This is a genomic window from Aeromonas sp. A600620, from assembly GCF_029479985.1.
GTDB classification, from domain to species: domain Bacteria; phylum Pseudomonadota; class Gammaproteobacteria; order Enterobacterales; family Aeromonadaceae; genus Aeromonas; species Aeromonas veronii_A.
The window spans coordinates 105,117-125,400 of sequence record NZ_JAAKXB010000003.1 but is presented as its reverse complement, the minus strand read 5'-3'; the positions used below and the strand labels follow the sequence as shown (position 1 = coordinate 125,400).

Genomic DNA, 20,284 nt, shown 5'->3' with positions numbered 1-20,284 from the left:
GACCTTTGTCGAACCCTTTGACGAGAAGATCTATGTACGAACTCAATCTGGATATCGCTCACTTCCTCGAGCACTACTGGCAGAAGCGCCCACTCCTTATCAAGGGCGGCTTCAAAGACTTTCAGGATCCCATCAGCCCGGACGAGCTGGCGGGTCTGGCCATGGAAGAGGTGGTAGAGTCCCGTCTGGTCACCCGTTTCGACGGCAAGTGGGATGCGGCCCACGGTCCCTTCGAATCCTATGACCATCTGGGCGAAGAGAACTGGACCATTCTGGTACAGGCATGCAACCACTGGGCTCCCGAGGTCAACGAGCTGGCAGTGCCGTTCCAGTTCATTCCGGGCTGGCGTTTTGACGATGTGATGGTGAGCTTCTCCACCCCTCACGGCGGGGTCGGTCCCCACATCGACAACTACGACGTCTTCATCACCCAGGGCCAGGGCAAACGCCACTGGCGCGTCGGCGATGCCAAGCCCTTGAACGAGTTTGCCGCCCATGCGGCCCTGCTGCACTGCGAGCCGTTCGAGGCGATCATCGACGTCATCATGGAGCCGGGCGACATACTCTACATCCCGCCTGGATTCCCCCACGAGGGCTACGCCATCGAGCCCTCCCTGAACTTCTCGGTGGGCTTCCGCGCACCAGATGCCAAGGCGCTTATCTCCTCCTTTGCCGATCACCTGATAGACAACGAGGTGCGCACCGAGCGTTACGGCGATGCCGACCTCAAGCCCCGCACCCGCCACGGCGAGATCCAGCCCCACGAGCTGCACCGTCTGCGCGAGCTGATGCAACAGGCCCTCGATGACGAGACCCTGTTCAAGGAGTGGTTCGGCACCATGATCTCCGAGGCCAAGCACGATCTGGACGTCAATCCGGTGGAGCCGGACTACAGCGCCGAGGAAGTGGCCGACCTGCTGACCCAGGGCGAGCCAGCCATCAAGGTGCCGGGTCTGCGCACCGTCTGGTTTAGCGGCGAAAGCCAGCAGTGCTTCATCGACGGCGAAGCCTGGACCCTGCAGAGCGAAGACGCGGCCGCCATTTCGCTGTTGTGTGACAAAGACATCATCACTCAAGCCGATATGGTGGAGCTGGCCGATCAGGCCGGTTTCCTGCAACTGCTGACCCGTCTGGTCAACCGCGGGTACTGGTTCTTCAACTGATCCAGCGATGACTGAACGACAAAAAGGCGCCTTATGGCGCCTTTTTTGTCACTCAGATACGGTTCAATTAACAATCGATGCGCGAAACTGAACCCACTCTTGATGAACCGACAAGTGGTGATTTATTGAACTAAGATCGATGAGTATCATGCGTCCGTCCCTGTTCAAAAGAGAAGCGCCACCATGCAAATCACCTCCCGACCCATGCCGCTGCCCGATTACGGCAAATACCCCTCCTCTCCGACTGTCACACCCGAGCAGGTCAGTCAGGCCCGTAACGAAGCACTGGCCAAGAAGGATGAAGTGCAGGCGCAGAGCGAAGAGAAAGCAACGGCTCGCAGAACTCTGGCGGTCTCTTATACGGCCAACCAGCAAGATAAGGCCGTGGTGGAGCGCTACCTGGAGGCCAGCGGTCAGGAGAGCGACAGCAAGTCGGGCCCGAGCACAGCGGAACTCTATCAGGCGGCCAATCGCTACCAGCGCCAGCAGAATCTGAGCGACTACATGCAATTCCAGCAGAGTCCGCTCGCCCAGCAGATGGGTGACATGGTGGGCGAAGATAATCGCAAGGGCACCCAGCTCGACATCATTGCCTGAGCCAATTTGCTCGAATAAGCCCGGCAGGGACCAATACAAGATGAAAAAGCCCTCGATGAGGGCTTTTTCGTTATGGCTTGTCGCTGCGACGTCTCGCTATAAATGGGACACTTCTGCCTGCGCGTCCGGCAGCTCGTCGGGGAGTTCATCAAACAGGGGGTGATAGAGCACCTCACCCTGCACACCCGCAAAACCGCGCTCCTGTAGCTCCATCGCCATAAAGCAGTCGGCAGGCACCTCATAGATGCAGTGCAGGCCAAACTCGCTGGCCGGGCGGAAACCGAAACGGCTGTAATAGGCCGGATCCCCGAGTACAACCACCCCTTTCCAGTCCATCTCGAGCGCCGTATCAAGCCCTTCACGGATAAGATCCGAGCCAATCCCCTGGCCTTGCCAGTCGGGATGAACCGCGACCGGCGCCAGACCGAGCCAAGGCCCTTCCATGCCGTTAATGGTGATCGGGCTTAGCATCAGGTGCCCCATGAACTCGTACTCTTCCTCTTCGACCATGGTCACCACGGCAGCACCACATTCGCGCAGGCGGTTGACCAGTTCGGCCTCATCGGAACGACCGAAGGCGGCACTCAGCAGCTCATAGACCGGCAGCATGTCACCGGGGCGCTCGGTTCTCAACATCAGGTATTACTCCTCGTACAGCAGAGCAGGCATTATTCCACATAACGGCTGGTCACTCTGAGTACCTTTGTCCAAAAATGGGAGGGTGCACTCAGGAAAACGAGCTGCAAACTGCTGCTGCAAGGCGGTTAGCGTCGCCGGGGTGACCCTGTTCATCGCCTCGCGGTAGGCCAGCCAAAGGGCGGGAGCCTCCCGCGCCAACCGCTCAAAAGTCAGTTCGGGCGTTTGATGCCAACAACCATCCAGCTCGTCGACCAGCTCCGGCAGCTCCACTAGCAGCCGTAACTGCTGATAGCGTATCTGCGACGAGTCACAGTTGCCACCCAGCGCCTGCGCCATCAATTGGTTGAACCAGTGGAGCCGTGATGCGCGCTCCTCGCGGCTAAGCCGCTCGGGCCCTTGACGCTGCAGCGCGGCCAGTTGCAGCAACCACGCCAGCCCCTGTTCATCCCTGTCTTTAAGCAAGACGCCGCCAAGATGGGACAACTGCTCCGGTTCGGCCTGCTCCAGCAGTTCGACGGGGTAACAGTGCAGCTCCAGAGACCTCTCAAGATGCGGCGGGCAGCGAATAGAGCAGGACTCCTCCCCCGCGCCCCTCTCATCCACAAAGAGCGAGATAGCCTGCTTTCCGTTGGCACTCTGCCGATTGGTCGTTGCGGGATCACACAGGATCACTACGGCGATCCGCTCATCCGCCAGCCAATGATCAATCTCATCAAGTAAAGGGGCTGGCAAGGAGAGGGGGCGATCCAGCCGCCAGTAGCTCACCTCACACGACTGGCGACCGCTGATATGGCGCCGCCCGCGATAGTGCATCCCCACTTTTGCCATCACCCGGCCGGAGGCTAAATTGTCTGGCATATGGCGAGCCGTCAGCGCAGGCAGTTGCAGTTGGTCAAAGGCGAACCCCTTGACCAAGCTGGCGGCCCGGGTCGCCAGACCGCGATTTTGCCAGGGCACGCCCACCCACCAGGCGAGCTCGCCATTCCATTGCAAGGAGATCACTCCAACCAGCGCCACCCCTTGCTCCTCTGGCAAGGTGATGGCCCAGCTCCAGCCAAGGCCAAGCGCCGCTTTGCGCCAATTGAGCGCCAGCCAGTCGCGGGCCCCCTCCGGCGGATAGGGGTGAGGAATATTGAGGGTGTAGCGCGCCAGCGCCTCGTCGCTGCAGTAGCGCACTATCTCGCGTTCATCGTCGGCCTGCAGCGGTCGCAATACGACACCTGATAGCGGATGCCCCTCAGCCAGGGTCGGCACCGTCACGCGGCGCGCCAGCAGGCGATTGAGCACGGCGCCCAAATCGGCCTCGGGGGTGAGCGGCAGATCGGCCCCCACAGGGCCAAGGGTGAGCAGTCCCTGCTCCCTGGCGAGGGTCAATAGGGAGGTAGAGGCACTGATCAGGATCTGGCGGCTGGGATCAACATGAAAATCCGCCAGCAGATCCCCATCGAGCCAAGTAGCCAGCAGGGCCCCCGGGCAGAGCACCCCGTCAGGAGGACTGCTCGCCCAGGGAGCATCGGTTTGATCGAGGACGGCGGCCGCCTCTTTGCCCAGTAGCAGCTGCCAGCGATGACCCTGCTGCTGCCAGTGCGGCAACAGCGCAGCCCACTGCGGTTGCCACAGACTGGCCTCGATCAGCAGTTCCATCAGCTGGCCTGACAGGCCGCGGGCAGCGTCAGGTGACGGGGATGGGCTTCAATACGGGCGATCCAGCTACGGATAGCGGGCCACCCCTGCAGAGAGAAGATCCCCTCCTCTGCCACATGGGTGTAGGCATAAAGGGCGATATCGGCGATGGTCGGCGCATCACCACACAGGTAGGGGCTCTGTTTCAGCTGCTGCTCCATTACCGCCAGCGCCTTCTCGCCACCGGCTTTCAGCCCGTCGAGACGCGCCTCCTGCGACTCGGGTCGGCCGAGATAGTGAACGATGAAGCGGGCCACCGCGATGTATGGCTCGTGGCTGTATTGCTCGAAGAACATCCATTTGAGCACCTCGGCCTGCTGGCGCGGATCGGTTGGCCACAAGGTGCTACCTTGCGCCAGATAGAAGAGGATGGCATTGGATTCCGCCAGCGTATCGCCCTGACCCATCTCCAGCACCGGGATCTTGCCGTTGGGGTTCATGGCCAAAAATGCAGGGGTACGGGTATCCCCCGCCTGAATATCGACCTCTACCCACTCAAGGGGCAGCTCCAGCCAGCGGGCCAGCAGCCACACCTTGTAACAGTTGCCGGAACGCAGATCACCATACAGACGCATACACACTCCTTGTGAAAACAGATTTGAACAGCGCACTCAGGGAGCCAGACGCTCGATATGCCAGCCATCCCCATCGCGGGTGTAGTAGAAACGATCGTGCAGGCGATGCTCACCCCCCTGCCAGAATTCGACCGTGTCGATCCGCACCCGAAAACCGCCCCAGAAGCTCGGCAGCGGCACTTCGCCATTGGCAAACTTCTGCTTGAGCTCGAGGAATTTGGCCTCCAGCACACCGCGCGCCGAAATGCGGGTCGACTGCTTGGAGACCCAGGCGGCAATCTGGCTATCCTTGGGACGGCTGTGGAAATACTTCATCACCTCGAAGGTGCTCATCTTCTCCACCCGACCGGTCACATGCACCTGTCTGTCCAGCGTATGCCAGGGAAAGAGCAGGCTGATACGGGGATTGCCTTCCAGCTGCTGCGCCTTGCGGCTGCCCATGTTGGTGTAAAAGACCATCCCCTGGGCATCGTAGTGCTTGAGCAGCACGGTACGCTGCCAGGGCTGACCATCGGCATCGACGGTCGCCACCACCATGGCGGTGGGATCGGTCAGTTTGGCCTCACAAGCCTGCGCCAACCACTTCTCGAAAAGCGCCAGCGGCTCGGCCGGCAGATCGGCCCGGTGCAGCCCGCCACGGGTATACTCCCGACGCAGATCAGCAACATCCATCATCTTGATTTTCCTTCTCTCTTTGCCGCCCATGCGGCCATGCGTGCTGGCATTGTGCGACGAGCACGCCATGGGTACAAGCCTTGTGACCAGCAAATGGCTGCTGCAAAAAAAGAGGGAGGCTCACGCCTCCCTCCTTGATATACCCTTCGCACGATCTTGGTACGCGCAGGCTTATTGCCTGCCAGCGACAGCAGGACAATGCGCCAGCATGCGCCGGTTGTAATCGGCCGCATAGGCCGCCAGCTTGGCCTGGGCCTCTTCCTGTCCGGGCTTGATGACATCCCCCAGACCGTCGAGGTAGCGCACACCGCAGCGCGCCTTGGCCGAGGCCTGCTGCTCCGGCGCGATGCCGGGCGCCACCTCGCCGCGCCCGGCCCGCACGATCAACCGGTAATCCTGCTTTGCCAGGCTGGCGCTGACCGCCTGCTCCAGAGTATCGGCGTCGGCCTGACAGCCGCCAAGCAGGGACACCAGCATCAGCCAGCCAACCCTCATCCGCGCCTCCGTTGCCAACCCAGCAGAGCCAGCGCCAGAGTCCAGAGACCGAGGGCACCACCGCCGCCGCTACCGCCCGAACTGCCGCCGCTTTGGACAACCGGCAGCTTGGAGGGACTGATCGCGAAGAAGATGTTGTCGCTGCAGGCCACCTTCAGGCGGGCAGAGCTGGCCAGATCCGCCGGCAGGGTGACAGTGGCGGCGCCGCTGTTGGGCTGGCTGACCGCCAGATTGCTCCAGCTGGTTCCCTCGTTTTGGGTGATGAACAGGTCTACCTTGCTGCAGCTGATCGGCGCCAGCGTGGTGCCGGCCACATCCCAGCTGACAGCCAGGCTTGCCCCCGGCGTCAATGCCACCCCAATCGGGGCGGTCAATCGGAAGGCACTGCCAGTGTTGATCACCTGGACCTTCATGTCGTCGCTGGCGACACCGCCCTTGCCGTCACGCACCGTCAATCGGAAGTTGAGATCCCGGTTAGTGGTGGGCCATGCCTCGCCCTTGGCGAGCGAGCCCGAGAGCAGGGATGGCAAGCTCGGCAAAATCCGCTCCGGCGAGCCGGTCGGCGACACGAAGCGGAACAACGGACGGGAGCCGTCATCGATCATGTCAAAAGCACTGCTGGACGGGTCGCCCAGATCAATCTGCTCCCAAGTGTAGGTCAGGGGATCCTTGTCCAAATCGGCGCCGGCCCCCTTGAGCACGAATGGCGTGTTGGCGGGAATGATATAGCTGGCTCCGGCCACCGCCTGGGGCGTGTTGTTGACGAGATTCAGGGTGGTGCCACAGGCCGGCACGGTCGCCATGTGCGCCCGCATCTGCTCGATAGATTTGCTGTGAAAATAGGGATCGCTGTGGGGCTGGATGTTCTCGTCCCCGCAGATCCCGGCATAGGCCATGATAGAAGTACCGCTGCCCGGCTCCCAGGCTTGTGCCGCCTCCCGATTGCCACCGCCGCAACTGCCAGTGGTGCCGTTGAAGGTGTGGTCGGCACCGAACTGGTGGCCGATCTCGTGAGCCACGTAGTCGATAAAGAAGGCATCCCCCACCGGCTTATCGGAGCCCGTCATCCCGGCCGACTTGTCCGCGGTGCACAGCACGCCGAGCCCGGCCAGGCCACCTCCCCCGGTATTGACCACATGCCCGATATCGAATGCGCCCAGCTCACCATTGGCGAAGGCTTCTCCCTGTACCAGGACGTTCTTGCTGGTGTCATCAGCCTCATAGATGCTGCTCACGCCGCTCACGTAGTCAGGGTTATCGCCGTTGTAGAAAGGGTCTGTTACCGGATCGGTAAAAATCACAGAATCGTTGCCGCTGGCCAGCACGAACTCGGCCCCCACATCTCGCTGGTACACCTCGTTGACCCGGTTGAGCAGGGTAGTAATGGCCGCCAGGGCCAGCACTTGGGAGCCGCCATGATATTGGGTGTACTCACCTGCGGCCGAGATAGCGATGGTGTAACGTTTGCGAACATTACCATCCACTTGCACCTTGCGAGCCAACGTTTTGGCGTCAGCCCCGATCACCTTGTCGGCGTCTTCTTCCAGTCGGCTGTAGGCATCCTGCTGGTAGTAAATTGCATACCCCTCGGCATTGCGCAGCGGATCGACAAACACCATCTTGCCCTGATGGCTGAACATGGCATGAAAACCTTGCGGCCCCAGATCGAAGCGTCCAGTATCAACCGGATGAGCCGGGTTGTACCCCTTGAAGGTGCGGATCTGAGGATACTTGGCTGCAAGGTCTGCGGGCAGTACATTGTAAGCTTCCAGTGCAAAGGTAACCTCCCCCCCATCAGGCAGTGGCAAGGTCAGCTTGCTGGCCCCCGCTTGCAACCCGGCAAAATAGTCGAGCGGCACCTTGGCGACCCGGAACTGATGAGCCCGTACCTCATAACCCTCGTCAGCTGTTGCTCTGGCGGCAACCGTGCTCCATTCGCTGGCCATCAGGCTGGTTGAGCCCAGCATGCTGGCAACCAGCAAGGCCACCCTAGAGTATTTCGTCACATGCATTGTTTTTAGTCCTTGTATTAATGCAATCGCCTGAATTGCGGCCTGTACTTTATTTTTATTCGGCCACATCAATACAAAGCTGAAGCAACCCTTTCCACCATTCCCGAGTGGGAGTGTTGCGCCAACCCCGTCTAACCCCTATCATTGCGCGGATTTGTCAATTTTAGAACAGCCCCTCTTCACAAAGGTGCAGTTCATCTTTATCTGGCCAAGGTTAATCTCATGCTCAAATCCCCACTGTTGCCCCGTTTCGGGGATCTGGTCGTTGCCATTATTGACGATGTGCTCGGTCAGGGTCTTACCCTCGACCGTGCCTATGCCCGTCACTTCTCAGGCATCGAACTCAAACCGCAAGAACAGGCAAGGATTGCCCTGGTCACCGGCGACCTGTTGCGTCGGCTGAGCCTCTACTGTGCTCTGACAGGTATTCAGGTGCGTCAGGCCGAGAAGAATGTCTGGCCGCTGCTGCACAGCTGGCACGCCTTCCACAAAATCGCCCAGCCCAACAACCCGACGCTGGATCGCTTCAACGAAGAGGCCTTCCGCCGCCGTCTGACCGAGGCGAAGAAGAACCCGGTGCTGATGGATGGTTGCCCGAGCTGGCTGGAGAAACTGGGCAACGAACAGCTGGGTGAAGCCTGGCCTGCCGAGCGTGCTGCCCTGGCCTGGATGCCCAAGCGTTACCTGCGGGTCAACACCCTCAAGTGCACCCGTGATGAGCTGCAGGCCATTCTGGCCAAAGAGCAGGTCACCACTATTCCGGTTGAAGGTGTGGAGACGGCCCTGCAGGTCACTTCCGACGCCGCCCTGTTCCGCACCAAGGCCTTTGCTGATGGCTGCTTCGAACAACAGGACGCTGGCTCTCAGTTGGTTGCGGCAGCTCTGGAAGTTGCCCCGGGTATGCGTGTCATTGACGCCTGCGCCGGTGCCGGTGGCAAGACTCTGCATATCGCCGCCATGATGCAGGGCAAAGGCCGCCTGCTGGCGATGGATGTGGAAGAGTGGAAGCTGGAGAACCTCAAGCAACGCGCCCGCCGCGCCGGTGCCCACAATGTGGAGACCCGGGTCATCACCAGCAGCAAGACCGTCAAGCGCCTCAAAGAGAGCGCCGACCGCGTACTGCTGGACGTGCCCTGCTCCGGTCTTGGCGTACTCAAACGCAATCCGGATGCCAAGTGGCGTGATACCGCCGAGCGTCTGCCTGTACTGGTCGCACTGCAAGAAGAGATCCTGCAGCGCTACAGCCAGATGGTGAAGGTGGGCGGTCTGCTGGTTTATGCAACCTGCTCCATTCTGCCCCAGGAGAACCGTCAGCAGGTGGACAAGTTCCTCGCTGCCAACGAGAACTTCCGTCTGCGTGACGATCACACCGTAAGCCCGGCCGAGACCGGCTTCGACGGCTTCTACATGGCTCGTATCGAACGGATCGCCTGATCCAGCGTGATCTGCTCCTTGCGCCCTTATCGCGCACGGCGGGTTCGATGAAAAAAGAGCGGCAGCCCTCGGGCTGCCGCTCTTTTTATTGATAAGGATCGCCGCGTCAGGACTCCAGCGCAGCAATCGCCTCTATCTCGATCTTCACATCCTTGGGCAAGCGGGCCACCTCCACGCAGGAGCGCGCCGGATACATGGCATCGTGCTCGGTGAAGAAGTCGTTGTAGACCCGGTTGACCGCGGCAAAGTCGTTCAGATCGGAGACAAACACCGTGGTCTTGAAGATATTGCGCACCTGGCCGCCTGTCGCCTCGACAATCGCCTTGACGTTTTGCAGGGAGCGCAGGGTTTGCGCTTCGATCCCCTCCGCAATGTCGCCGCTCACCGGGTCCAGCGGGATCTGACCGGAGGTATAGAGGATGTTGCCAATCCGGGTGGCCTGCACATAGGGGCCGATGGCGCCAGGCGCCGCTTTGGTACTGATAACCTGTCGCATCTGTTACTTCCTCGTGCTGACAAACAAAAAGTAGGCCCGGAGCAAGCCGGCTCAACCCGGGCATGAGAGTTAGATCATGTTGGTGAAGGTTCTGGAGATGACGTCCTGCTGCTGCTCGCGGGTCAAGGCGTTGAAGCGCACCGCATAGCCGGAGACCCGGATGGTCAGGCTGGGGTACTGGTCCGGATTCTCGATGGCATCCAGCAGCATCTCGCGATTCATCACGTTGACGTTGAGGTGCTGACCCCCTTCTACATCCCGCTCATGGTGGAAGTAGCCATCCATCAACCCCACCAGATTGTTCTCGCGATTAGCCGGCTCCTTGCCGAGCGCCCCCGGCACGATGGAGAAGGTGTAGGAGATCCCGTCCTTGGCATATTTGAACGGCAGTTTGGCTACCGAGGCGAGCGAAGCGACCGCCCCCTTGCGATCCCGACCGTGCATCGGGTTGGCCCCCGGCGCAAACGGCGCACCGGCACGGCGGCCATCCGGGGTGTTACCTGTCTTCTGGCCATAGACCACGTTGGAAGTGATGGTCAGGATCGACTGAGTCGGCACCGCATTGCGGTAGGTCGGCAGCGCCTGGATCTTCTTCATGAAGCGCTCGACCAGCTCGCAGGCGATGGAGTCGGCCCGCTCGTCGTTGTTGCCGTACTGGGGATACTCCCCCTCAATCACGAAATCGACTGCCAGCCCGTCCGCATCGCGCACCGGCTTGACCCTGGCGTACTTGATGGCCGCCAGCGAATCGACCGCTACCGACAGACCGGCAATGCCGCAGGCCATGGTGCGATAGACATCGCGATCGTGCAGCGCCATCAGCGAGGCCTCGTAGCTGTACTTGTCGTGCATGTAGTGAATAAGGTTGAGCGCGCTGATGTACTGCACCGCCAGCCAATCCATAAAGCTGTCGAGGCTGGCCATGACAGTGTCGTAATCCAGCACCTCGTCCATGATAGGCGCCACTTTCGGACCAACCTGGATCTTCAGCTTCTCGTCCACCCCGCCGTTGATGCAATAGAGCAGGGTCTTGGCGAGGTTGGCACGGGCACCGAAGAACTGCATCTGCTTGCCGATCACCATAGGGCTCACGCAGCAGGCAATGGCGTAATCATCGCTCTCGAAGTCGGTGCGCATCAAGTCATCGTTCTCATACTGCAGGGATGAGGTATCGATGGAGACGCGGGCGGCATAGGTCTTGAAGGCCCGCGGCAGCCCTTCCGCCCAGAGGATAGTGAGGTTGGGCTCGGGCGCCGGCCCCATGGTCTTGAGGGTGTGGAGGTAGCGGAAGGAGTTCTTGGTCACCAGAGTACGGCCATCCAGCCCCATACCGCCGATCACCTCGGTCGCCCAGATGGGATCGCCGGAGAAGAGGGAGTCAAACTCGGGAGTACGCAGGAAGCGCACCATGCGGATCTTCATGATGAAATGATCGACCAGCTCCTGGGCATCCTGCTCGCTGATAAGCCCCGCCTTCAGATCCCTCTCGATATAGATGTCGAGGAAGGTGGCGGTACGGCCGAGGGACATGGCGCCACCGTTTTGCGACTTCACCGCCGCCAGATAGGCAAAGTAGAGCCACTGCACCGCCTGCTGGGCAGTGCGCGCCGGCCCGGATATGTCAAAGCCGTAGCTGGCCGCCATCTGCTTGATCTGCACCAGTGCCCGCTTGTGCTCGGCCAGCTCTTCGCGCTGGCGGATCACCTGCTCCAGCTGCTCTCCCCGCTCGAGAGCCGGTTGCAGATCGGCAAACTGCAGTTCCCGCTCACGGATTAGATAATCTATGCCGTAAAGCGCGACCCGACGATAATCTCCGATAATGCGACCGCGGCCGTAACCATCCGGCAAACCGGTCAATACCCCTGACTTTCGGCAGCGCAGCATCTCGGGAGAGTAGACGTCGAACACCCCCTGATTGTGGGTTTTGCGCAATTCGCTGAAGGTATATTCAAATTCGGGATCCATCTCCCTGCCATATGCTTCAAAAGAGCTGCGGATCATATTTACGCCACCAAACGGGTGCAGCGCTCTTTTAAGGGGCTTGTCGGTTTGCAGGCCAACTATTTTTTCCAGCCCCTGCTCGATATAACCCGGCCCGTGGGCGGTGATGGTCGTGGCAATATTGGTATCAAAATCGACCGGTGCGTGGGTGGCATTCTCGATACGGATCCCCTCCATCACCTTGTTCCATAAAGTGGTGGTCGCTTCGGTCGCATCTGCTAAAAACTGTTCGTCACCTTCATAGGGGGTGTAGTTCTGCTGGATAAAATCACGGACGTTGATCTCGTGCTTCCAGTTTTCACCGGCAAACCCTTGCCATGCCTGACGGAATTTATCCTGATCCAATTGCATATCAACTTTCATCAAATAAACCTCATTCACTACTCATGACACTACAGTGGAAGATGTCAGACGCACTCGGCCTGACGAACCTGCTGCCCCAGACGAATGGCATCCAGCGCGATCATTTTCTCTTCATTGGTGGGAATAACCGCCGCCAGCACCATGGACTCTGCCGCCGAAATAATCCGACAACCCTCGCTATTGGGACGCTGGTTAAACGGCTCGCTGATCGCTACGCCAAATACCTGAAGTCGTTCGCATACCAGCTTTCTGATAAAGGCCGAGTTTTCGCCAATACCGCCGGTGAAAATAACGGCATCCAGTCGGCGCAATGAGGTGGCATGACCACCGATATGGCGGGCAATACGATGGGCAAAGGCGTGAATGGCCAATTTCGCCCCAGGATGTCCTTCGTGATAGGCAGCTTCCAATACCCGCATATCGGAGGAGAGCCCCGAAATACCTAGCAGGCCGGACTGCTTGTTCAATACCCGCTCGATATCCTCGATAGATTGTCCTGTCTTGCTGGCGATATAGGCCAGCGCGCCAAAATCGATATCGCCGCTGCGGCTGCCCATGATCAACCCCTCCAGCGGCGTCATCCCCATCGAGGTATCGACGCTCTTGCCATCCTGCACCGCACAAATAGAGGCGCCATTGCCCAGATGGGCGATGACCAGACCGGCATGCTGCTCATCCAGCCCCATAAATACGCAAGCCTGCTCGGCCACATAGCGATGGGAGGTGCCGTGGAAGCCATAGCGGCGCACGCCGTAATCCTGCAAATATTGGTAAGGCAGCCCATAGATATAGGCTTCCGGCTTCAGGGTCTGGTGAAAACCGGTATCAAATACCGCAATTTGGGGCTGGTTGGGAAAGAGCTGGCGGGCGGCCATCACGCCGCTCAAATTGGCGTGGTTGTGCAGCGGGGCCAGTGGCGAGACCTGCCTGATTTTGGCCAATACATGTTCATCAATGATCACGGCTTCACTAAATTCACTCCCACCATGAGCAATTCGATGACCCACCAGTGCAATGGCATCACGCAGATCCCGTTTTTTCAATTCCGCCGCGATGGCAGCCAATGCACAGGTGTGGTTATTTTCAGGTAATAACATTGCGGGCGCTTTACCCACTTGCAATTGGGGATGGGCCGTCTCAATACCATCGGCCATCCCGGAGATCACCACCTCGCAGGTTTTACTATCCAGTACCGAGAATTTGACCGACGAAGAGCCGCAATTGATAACCAGAACCAACGAATCAAACTTCATTACATCGCCTCGATATTTATGCTGTCGAGTCACTGCAGTCAGAGCATCTTTGCCACTGTGTTTAGTGGCCAAATAACGGATAGCCTTGCCCTCGGCCCAAATAATTGGGCCAACCAAGAACCGGTTATTGCGCGCTTCTGACTACGCCATGCAGACCCCGCCAAGGGGTCAGGGTCTGAATGGCTGATGACTTGCAGAAAAGGTTTTCAGAACAGCTTGGAAACAATATTCAGGATGGTCAGCACACCGATGATGGTGACAAACAGGTTGCTGGCCTGACCTTTATATTTTGCCAGTGCCGGTGTCTTGTTGACGGCATACATCGGCAGCAGACAGAGCAGGGAAGCGATGATCGGCGCCCCCATTGCCTCAATCAGGTCGAGGATGTTGGGATTGACATAAGCAACCAGCCAGGTAGAGCCCATGATGAACAACATACTGATCATGTTCAGCTTTTTACTGGAAACCTTGCTTTTGTCGCCCTGATAGCCAAAGCGGAGGATGAGGCCGTTCAACCCTTCCAACGTTCCCAGATAGTGGCCGAAGAAGGATTTGAAGATGGCAACCAGCGCAATGATAGAAGCCGCATACTCCAAAGTGGTGGCAAACGCAGACTTGCTGCCCGTCATTGAGGAGAAGTGGTTGGCCAGATAGGAGAGCACCGGAATGTTCTGGGCCTTGGCGTCCGCCATATTTTGCGGCGACAAGGTAAAGAGACAGCTGAAGGCAAAGAACATCACCACGGCAACCATCAGCATGCTGGCACCGGAGATGATTTTGGAGCAGCGTTTCTCGGTAAAATCGCGACCGAACTCATGCTCATACTCTTCCCGTTTGGAAACGATGAAAGAGGAGACAATCGGCGAGAAGTTGAAGGAGAAGACCATGATGGAGATCCCCAGCCAGACGGTGACCAGAATACCGTCGTGACCAAACATGGATATCTCGCTCAGGTTGACCTGATCAAAGACGGCACTGTTCCAGTAAGGAATGAGGGAGAGAGAAATAACGATCAGACTGGCAATAAAGGGAAAGACCAGATAGCTCATTACGCGAACCATCAGATCCTTGCCGAAATAGATCACGAAGGCCATCAACAGCAGCAGCCCAAGGGCGACAACACCCCGATTGAGCGGCGCCATTTGCAGTTGATGTTCCCAGAATGCCATGAAGGTATTGGTGATTGTCACACCATATATCCACAGCAGTGGGCAGATGGCAAAGAAATAGAGGAAGGTAATTACCACCCCGCCCATTTTGCCAAAATGCTCTTCAACGGTCTCGGTAATATTTGCCGATGGGTTACTGCCGGAAAGACATAATCTGGCCAACGCTCTGTGGCAATAAAATGCAATAGGGTAAGCCAGCACCAACATGATTAATATTGGTATCAGGCCACCATATCCGGCCCGAATGGGGAAAAATAGAACACCTGCACCGATCGCTGTACCAAACAGACCGAGTCCCCAGGTTGTATCCGATTTACGCCATGCTTTGACACTCTCTTTACTGCTGCTAACGACACTATCCAAGATCATGACTGTATTCCTTACAGGCTAAATTGACGGATATTGTTCTGTTCGATAATTTCGACGATCCGGGTCAGGTCAATATTGCCACCCGAAATAATGCTGACGGTCTTTTTGCCTTCGACATAATGCTTGAGTTTGCCGCTGAGCAGTGCTGCCGAGGCCAGAGCTCCCGCCCCTTCGGTAATCACCTTGTTGCGCTGAATCAGGTCAACCATGCTGTGACGAATATCATCTTCAGTCACCAGAACAATGTCATCGACCAGCTCTTTGACAATTTCATAGGTCAGGGTGCCGGGTCTTGCCACGTCACAGCCATCAGCCAGCGTGCTACTGGTTCTATGATTGGTAATGGTGCCTGCGTAGTATGAAGCCGCCATGCCGTGAACATTCTCCGACTGCACGCCAATCACACGGATAGTCGGGTTGATGGATTTGATGGCCATGGCAACACCCGCAATCAGACCACCGCCGCCAATCGGCACTATGATGTTATCGACATCATACAAATCTTCGATAATTTCCAGGCCAATGGTTCCTTGGCCGGCAATCACTTTTGCATCGTCAAAAGGGGGTATAAATACGCGACCTTCCATTTCCACGATTTCGCTGACTTTAGCAATGGTGTCATTGAAACTATTGCCATGCAGAATAACTTCCGCCGAATAATCGCTGGTTGCAGCAATTTTTGATTTGGGTGCGCAGCAAGGCATGACCACCTTGGCATCAATTCCCAGCATGGCACTGGACAAAGATACCCCCTGCGCATGATTACCGGCAGAGCAGGCGACAACACCTTTTTGACGCTCCTCCAGACTTAATGAACTGAGTTTGTTGAAAGCACCGCGAATTTTAAAAGAGCCAGTACGTTGCATGTTTTCAAGCTTGAGGTAAACCTCGCCATGACAACGTTCGCTGATGTAGTTAGAGGGTAATTGCGCGGTCTTGTATATATGGTTGGTCAGTCTTTTTTTGGCTTCGGTAATATCATGAAGACCAATGGGCAGATTGCTATACATCTTCATCGCAAATCTCTTTTTATTTATTAATTTGTAGGGTTTTATTTCACTGGGCGAAGCGATACTAGGTTCTATCACTTGCAATTAATGTGAGCATAAACACAAAAAAATCTACAAAGAGACTGCGTAACGGTGAAATTATCAAAAAATGTGATGACAGCGACACTTGAATCCAAAATTATTAAAAAAAGTAATCGTAGATTGGAAAATTAATATGGTTAACAACTCCAAAACAAAGCGGCAAAGATTAGATTTTTCAGGGCAATCGCGTTGCTTTTTGCAACCGGTGATCAGTTTCTTGCCTGCCAGAACCGGGATAATAAAAAAAGGAGCCGATGTGGCTCCCTATCGACAACACAGGACCGATTACTCGGCTGCTGCATCATCTTTCTTGTACTTGGCAGCAGTCTCTTTGATCAGACTCTGCAACTCGCCAGCCTGGAACATCTCGATCATGATGTCACAGCCGCCGATCAGCTCACCTTCAACCCACAACTGCGGGAATGTCGGCCAGTTGGCAAACTTCGGCAATTCAGCACGGATATCCGGATTTTGCAGGATATCAACATATGCAAACGGCTCGCCGCAGGACATCAGTGCCTGGGAGGCCTGGGCAGAGAAGCCACAGCTGGGTAGCTTGGGGGATCCCTTCATATAGAGGATGATGGGGTTGTCAGCCAGCTGCTGCTTAATCTTTTCAATAGTTTCCATAGGTGCCTCACTAGAGCGATTTCGGCGGCCATTCTACTGCAATCTTGCCAGAGCACAAACTGACAAAGGGGTGACTCGGCTCGAATTGTGCAAAGAACCTACTCAGGCTTGATCGCGATCATGGCGCCAATCAAGAGTTGTTAGGCCATCTTTGATACTGCTACAATCCCTTGGCTTTGGGCTACTCGGCCCCATCATTTTAAAAACAACTCTTTTCAGATATAGAAAAGAGTACGCAATGTCTTGCAACCGTCGCCTTCGCACGGTCCAGCCAATGGAGAGTAGAAAATGGCATTCGAACTTCCCGCTCTGCCCTATGCAATCAACGCTCTGGAACCGCACATCTCCCAGGAAACTCTGGAATATCACCACGGCAAGCACCACAACACCTATGTGGTCAACCTGAACAATCTGGTGCCGGGTACCGAGTTTGAAGGCAAGTCTCTGGAAGAGATCATCAAGACCTCCAGCGGCGGCATCTTCAACAACGCAGCCCAGATCTGGAACCACACCTTCTACTGGCACTGCCTCTCCCCGAATGGCGGTGGTGAGCCGACTGGCGCCCTGGCTGATGCCATCAACAAGGCATTCTGCTCCTTCGCCGAGTTCAAGGATGCCTTCACCAAATCAGCCATCGGTAACTTCGGCTCCAGCTGGACCTGGCTGGTGAAGAAAGCTGACGGCTCTCTGGCTATCGTTAACACCTCCAACGCAGGTTGCCCGCTGACTGAAGCCGGTACCACCCCGCTGCTGACCGTTGACCTGTGGGAACACGCCTACTACATCGACTTCCGCAACCTGCGTCCGAAGTACATGGAAACCTTCTGGGCTCTGGTTAACTGGGAATTTGTGGCCAAGAATCTGGCTGCCTAATAAGCCTCGCTTGCCAAAACGCCCCGCACTGCGGGGCGTTTTTTTATCTCTATATAGCAGCTGAAATGAAAGAGGCGCCCGCAGGCGCCTTTTTACATATCGGGATGGCCCACTTACTGGTCCAACTCGTCCATATATTCATCCAGATTGGCATCGTCGGCCTGCTCTTGCTGAGACGCTTTCAGCTCAGCCTGCTTGCCCGTCACCTTGCCTTGGCTGTACTGCAGATAGAAGTCCTTGGTTAGCGCATAGGGGTCGAGGGAGTTGTCGATGATCCGCTCCTGATCGATCAGCTTGGCGCGATTACCCAAACCATCCAGTACCCAATGGGTAACCCTTAACGGGATAGTCAGCAAGGCATAGGGGAAATAGATGGTATCAATGGTGTCACCGACCAGCTCCCGGGTGGTGGTCGGACCGTAAACAGGCACCATGATGTAAGCACCATTACCAATATCAGCCTTGCCAAGTACGGTATCCATCTCCAGCTTGTTGCGCTCGAGACCGGCATGTTTGGCCACATCGAAGATACCCAGCAGACCGACCGTGGTGTTGATGGTAAAACGCCCCAGGTTGGTACCCGCTCCTTTCAAGTCGCCGGTGATCAGGTGGTTCACCATGCTGCTCGGTTCATCAAAGTTGGCAACAAAGTTGGCAATGCCATCCTTCACCCCCACCGGAATATAGCGAGCGTAAGCATGTACCACAGGACGTGCTACATAGGGCTCCAGCACATCATAATTGACCGCCCACATGGCCCGGTTTGCTCCCTGGAAGGGATCACGCGGGTCGGCCGCCGTACTGGTGGCGCCCGGACGATTCATACCGGGATTGAGATCCAGACTCTCTGGGCCAGGCTTGGGCGGGCCACCGGCACAACCAGCCAGCAAGAGGGCTGCCAGTATGGCCCCTGAACGAAGATACATATGATTGTCCTGACGTTTTATTTTGATTTATCAGAAGTATAGATAACCCGGCCCCTATCAAGGAGCCGGGTTATTCAAAGGACATATTAGAGGGCGTGATCGATACGGATGTCAATCGGAGCAGTAGGGATCTCGGCCGTCTTGACCGGAACGGATACCCCTTCGAAGGCTCCTTCCTTGTTCATCACATTGCCACCGCGGGAGAGACGTGCCTTGAACTGCAGTTCTGGATACGCTTCCAGCTTGCTGCCCTCCATCATGGCGTCACCATCCCCCAGTGAAAGGGTGACAGGCAGGGTTGGCCCAGCGATACGTTTCACCGCGATGGGCATGGGTGGTCCGTTGGGCACTACAGCAAATACGAAGAGATGAGCATCTTCCGGCATCTGGATGCCCGCAGCCAGCGTGATGTGGATGGGGAACTCTCCCTCATTAACGTCAGACTGCTTTACCTGCTCTGTTCCCGTTTTGGCTGCGCCTGAATTCGTCACCTCTATGCCACGCTGCTTGAGCTGCGTGCGGGCATACTCAATGGAGCGCTCAACCATCACATAACGGGGAGAGCCTTTTTCCATCAAGGGCAACATCGCCTGCCAGCGATCGAGGGCGGTCTGGAAGTCCTCTTTCTGCAGCGCCATAAAGGCATAGACGGAGCGCGCCTCGATATTATCAGGCTCCTGCGCGATGGCTGCACGCAGCAGTGCATCGGCCTGCACCTCCTCCCCCGTCATCATCAGCGCTTGGGCATAGGGCACCGCCACCAGCGATTTCTGGGGAGCAAGCTTGTAGGCACGCGACAGCGCATCGTTGGCCATCTCGGGATCATTGCCATCCAGTGCCAAGCGCCCCAACAGCAACCAGCCTCGATAGTCGTTCGGTTCATCCTTGAGGCGGGTACGCAGTGCCAGCGTGAAGTCGAGCAGATCCTGCTCGGTTACCTTGGCATCGCGCTCAACCAGTATTCGGTTGCTGAGCTCGCCAAGACGGCTGCTGGCGTCTTGCCAGCGGCTCACCTCCTGCCATGAACCCAGCTTGTAGTAGATTCCCAGGCTCACCACCACCAGCACCAGAACACCCGGGATCCAGCTCAGACTCTTGCCACTGCGGGCGGTCTGCTCCACATCGGGAATATCATCCAGCAGGCTGCGCTGCAACTCGATGAGCGAATCGGGCTCCTCGGCAAGCACACCCTGTTCTCGCTCCTCGCCGATCTCCAGCAAGCGCTGACGATAGAGCTGTTTGTTGAGCGCCGAACGACTGATGCTCTGGTTCCCCTCACTGCGCCACAACGGTAACACCAGAGCCAGACTCACCAGCACCAGCAGGGCCGCAATCACAATCCAAAAGGCGGTCATTGTTTCTCTTCCTCTTTGAGCAGCTCGGCCAGGCGACGCTGCTCTTCATCGCTCAGGGTGCTATCCACAGGCTCTGACGTTGCCGCAGAGCGTCGGCTACGTATCACCACCACGCCGAGACCGATAACGATCACTAACAGCGGGCCCAGCCAGAGGATCAGGGTCGAAGCCATCAGGGGCGGGTTATAGAGGATAAAGTTGCCATAGCGGGCAACCATGTAGTCCACGATCTCCTCTTTATTCTTGCCCTCGCGCACCATCTGGTAGGTCTTGTCGCGCAAGTCCTTGGCCAGCCCCGCATTGGAGTCGGCGATATCCTGGTTCTGGCACTTGGGGCAGCGCAGCTCTTTGGTCAGTTCGCGAAAGACCTGCTCCTGATTGTCGTTTTCGAAGGTGTAGACATCGATAGCAGCCATGGCCGGCGCTTGTACCACCCATCCCAGCAACAGTAGCAGGGAAGCAATAAACACTCTCATCGAAACACC

19 protein-coding genes are annotated in these 20,284 nt (G+C 57.2%); 4 read left to right on the top strand and 15 right to left on the bottom strand.

All coding sequences use genetic code 11. The features are described from left to right. Positions 1–32: 32 nt before the first annotated feature. Both G5533_RS05595 and G5533_RS05590 read left to right on the top strand, forming a co-directional pair. The gene (locus G5533_RS05595; RefSeq protein ID WP_441254588.1) at positions 33–1,163 is read left to right on the top strand and encodes a ribosomal protein uL16 3-hydroxylase; all 1,131 of its coding nucleotides are present in this window, start codon (positions 33–35) and stop codon (positions 1,161–1,163) included. Positions 1,164–1,346: 183 nt separating this feature from the next. Then, on the top strand, positions 1,347–1,760 hold the full coding sequence (locus tag G5533_RS05590; protein ID WP_266134046.1) for a hypothetical protein: 414 nt from the start codon (positions 1,347–1,349) through the stop codon (positions 1,758–1,760). A 96-nt stretch (positions 1,761–1,856) separates the two neighbouring features. On the opposite strand, the gene G5533_RS05585 is transcribed toward G5533_RS05590, so the two are convergent. The 6 genes from G5533_RS05585 to G5533_RS05560 form a co-directional block, all read right to left on the bottom strand. Further along, complete coding sequence (locus tag G5533_RS05585) at positions 1,857–2,396, bottom strand: GNAT family N-acetyltransferase (protein ID WP_005344037.1); 540 nt, start codon at positions 2,394–2,396, stop codon at positions 1,857–1,859. Positions 2,397–2,402: 6 nt separating this feature from the next. Further along, positions 2,403–4,043, bottom strand: a complete 1,641-nt coding sequence (locus G5533_RS05580) for a GNAT family N-acetyltransferase (RefSeq protein WP_441254587.1) — start codon at positions 4,041–4,043, stop codon at positions 2,403–2,405. After that, positions 4,043–4,657, bottom strand: a complete 615-nt coding sequence (locus G5533_RS05575; protein ID WP_216979245.1) for a glutathione S-transferase family protein — start codon at positions 4,655–4,657, stop codon at positions 4,043–4,045. The genes G5533_RS05580 and G5533_RS05575 overlap by 1 nt, the downstream gene beginning before the upstream one ends. A gap of 36 nt (positions 4,658–4,693) precedes the next feature. Continuing rightward, positions 4,694–5,332 carry a pyridoxamine 5'-phosphate oxidase gene (gene pdxH, locus G5533_RS05570; RefSeq protein ID WP_216979246.1) on the bottom strand — a complete coding sequence of 213 codons (639 nt, stop codon included), beginning with the start codon at positions 5,330–5,332 and terminating at the stop codon, positions 4,694–4,696. Positions 5,333–5,503: 171 nt separating this feature from the next. Next, positions 5,504–5,827 carry a hypothetical protein gene (locus G5533_RS05565; protein WP_005344032.1) on the bottom strand — a complete coding sequence of 108 codons (324 nt, stop codon included), beginning with the start codon at positions 5,825–5,827 and terminating at the stop codon, positions 5,504–5,506. Continuing rightward, positions 5,824–7,839, bottom strand: a complete 2,016-nt coding sequence (locus G5533_RS05560) for a reprolysin-like metallopeptidase (RefSeq protein WP_421255024.1) — start codon at positions 7,837–7,839, stop codon at positions 5,824–5,826. Before G5533_RS05560 ends, G5533_RS05565 begins: the two co-directional genes overlap by 4 nt. A 222-nt stretch (positions 7,840–8,061) precedes the next feature. Here G5533_RS05560 and G5533_RS05555 point away from each other — a divergent pair, with 222 nt between their 5' ends. Further along, entirely contained in the window at positions 8,062–9,273 is a 1,212-nt protein-coding gene (locus G5533_RS05555; RefSeq protein ID WP_216979248.1) for an RsmB/NOP family class I SAM-dependent RNA methyltransferase, read from the top strand. Positions 9,274–9,379: 106 nt separating this feature from the next. On the opposite strand, the gene G5533_RS05550 is transcribed toward G5533_RS05555, so the two are convergent. From G5533_RS05550 to G5533_RS05525, 6 genes are all read right to left on the bottom strand, one after another. Next, the gene (locus G5533_RS05550) at positions 9,380–9,769 is read right to left on the bottom strand and encodes a RidA family protein (protein WP_216979249.1); all 390 of its coding nucleotides are present in this window, start codon (positions 9,767–9,769) and stop codon (positions 9,380–9,382) included. A gap of 69 nt (positions 9,770–9,838) precedes the next feature. Next, a complete protein-coding gene (pflB, locus tag G5533_RS05545; protein ID WP_337072580.1) occupies positions 9,839–12,133 on the bottom strand; it encodes a formate C-acetyltransferase in 2,295 nt (764 codons plus the stop codon). 44 nt (positions 12,134–12,177) lie between these two features. Next, positions 12,178–13,386, bottom strand: coding sequence for a propionate kinase (gene tdcD / locus G5533_RS05540; RefSeq protein ID WP_421259957.1), 1,209 nt, complete (start codon positions 13,384–13,386; stop codon positions 12,178–12,180). A 206-nt stretch (positions 13,387–13,592) separates the two neighbouring features. Next, positions 13,593–14,924: a threonine/serine transporter TdcC gene (gene tdcC / locus G5533_RS05535; protein WP_216979252.1), complete on the bottom strand. Its 1,332-nt coding sequence runs from the start codon at positions 14,922–14,924 to the stop codon at positions 13,593–13,595. Positions 14,925–14,935: 11 nt separating this feature from the next. Beyond that, a complete protein-coding gene (gene tdcB / locus G5533_RS05530; protein ID WP_005344020.1) occupies positions 14,936–15,940 on the bottom strand; it encodes a bifunctional threonine ammonia-lyase/L-serine ammonia-lyase TdcB in 1,005 nt (334 codons plus the stop codon). Between the two features lie 360 nt (positions 15,941–16,300). Beyond that, a complete protein-coding gene (locus G5533_RS05525; RefSeq protein ID WP_005344017.1) occupies positions 16,301–16,645 on the bottom strand; it encodes a Grx4 family monothiol glutaredoxin in 345 nt (114 codons plus the stop codon). A 288-nt stretch (positions 16,646–16,933) separates the two neighbouring features. Between G5533_RS05525 and sodB the strand changes: the two genes are divergently transcribed. Then, positions 16,934–17,518 carry a superoxide dismutase [Fe] gene (gene sodB, locus G5533_RS05520; protein ID WP_441254586.1) on the top strand — a complete coding sequence of 195 codons (585 nt, stop codon included), beginning with the start codon at positions 16,934–16,936 and terminating at the stop codon, positions 17,516–17,518. Between the two features lie 113 nt (positions 17,519–17,631). Here the strand turns inward: sodB and G5533_RS05515 are convergent, their stop codons facing one another. The 3 genes from G5533_RS05515 to G5533_RS05505 all read right to left on the bottom strand — a co-directional run bounded on the left by G5533_RS05515 (position 17,632) and on the right by G5533_RS05505 (position 20,275). After that, entirely contained in the window at positions 17,632–18,444 is an 813-nt protein-coding gene (locus G5533_RS05515; RefSeq protein WP_005344013.1) for an MlaA family lipoprotein, read from the bottom strand. An 86-nt stretch (positions 18,445–18,530) separates the two neighbouring features. Further along, positions 18,531–19,799, bottom strand: a complete 1,269-nt coding sequence (gene ccmI, locus G5533_RS05510) for a c-type cytochrome biogenesis protein CcmI (RefSeq protein WP_216979253.1) — start codon at positions 19,797–19,799, stop codon at positions 18,531–18,533. Continuing rightward, complete coding sequence (locus G5533_RS05505; RefSeq protein ID WP_005344009.1) at positions 19,796–20,275, bottom strand: cytochrome c-type biogenesis protein; 480 nt, start codon at positions 20,273–20,275, stop codon at positions 19,796–19,798. Before G5533_RS05505 ends, ccmI begins: the two co-directional genes overlap by 4 nt. Positions 20,276–20,284: the final 9 nt, after the last annotated feature.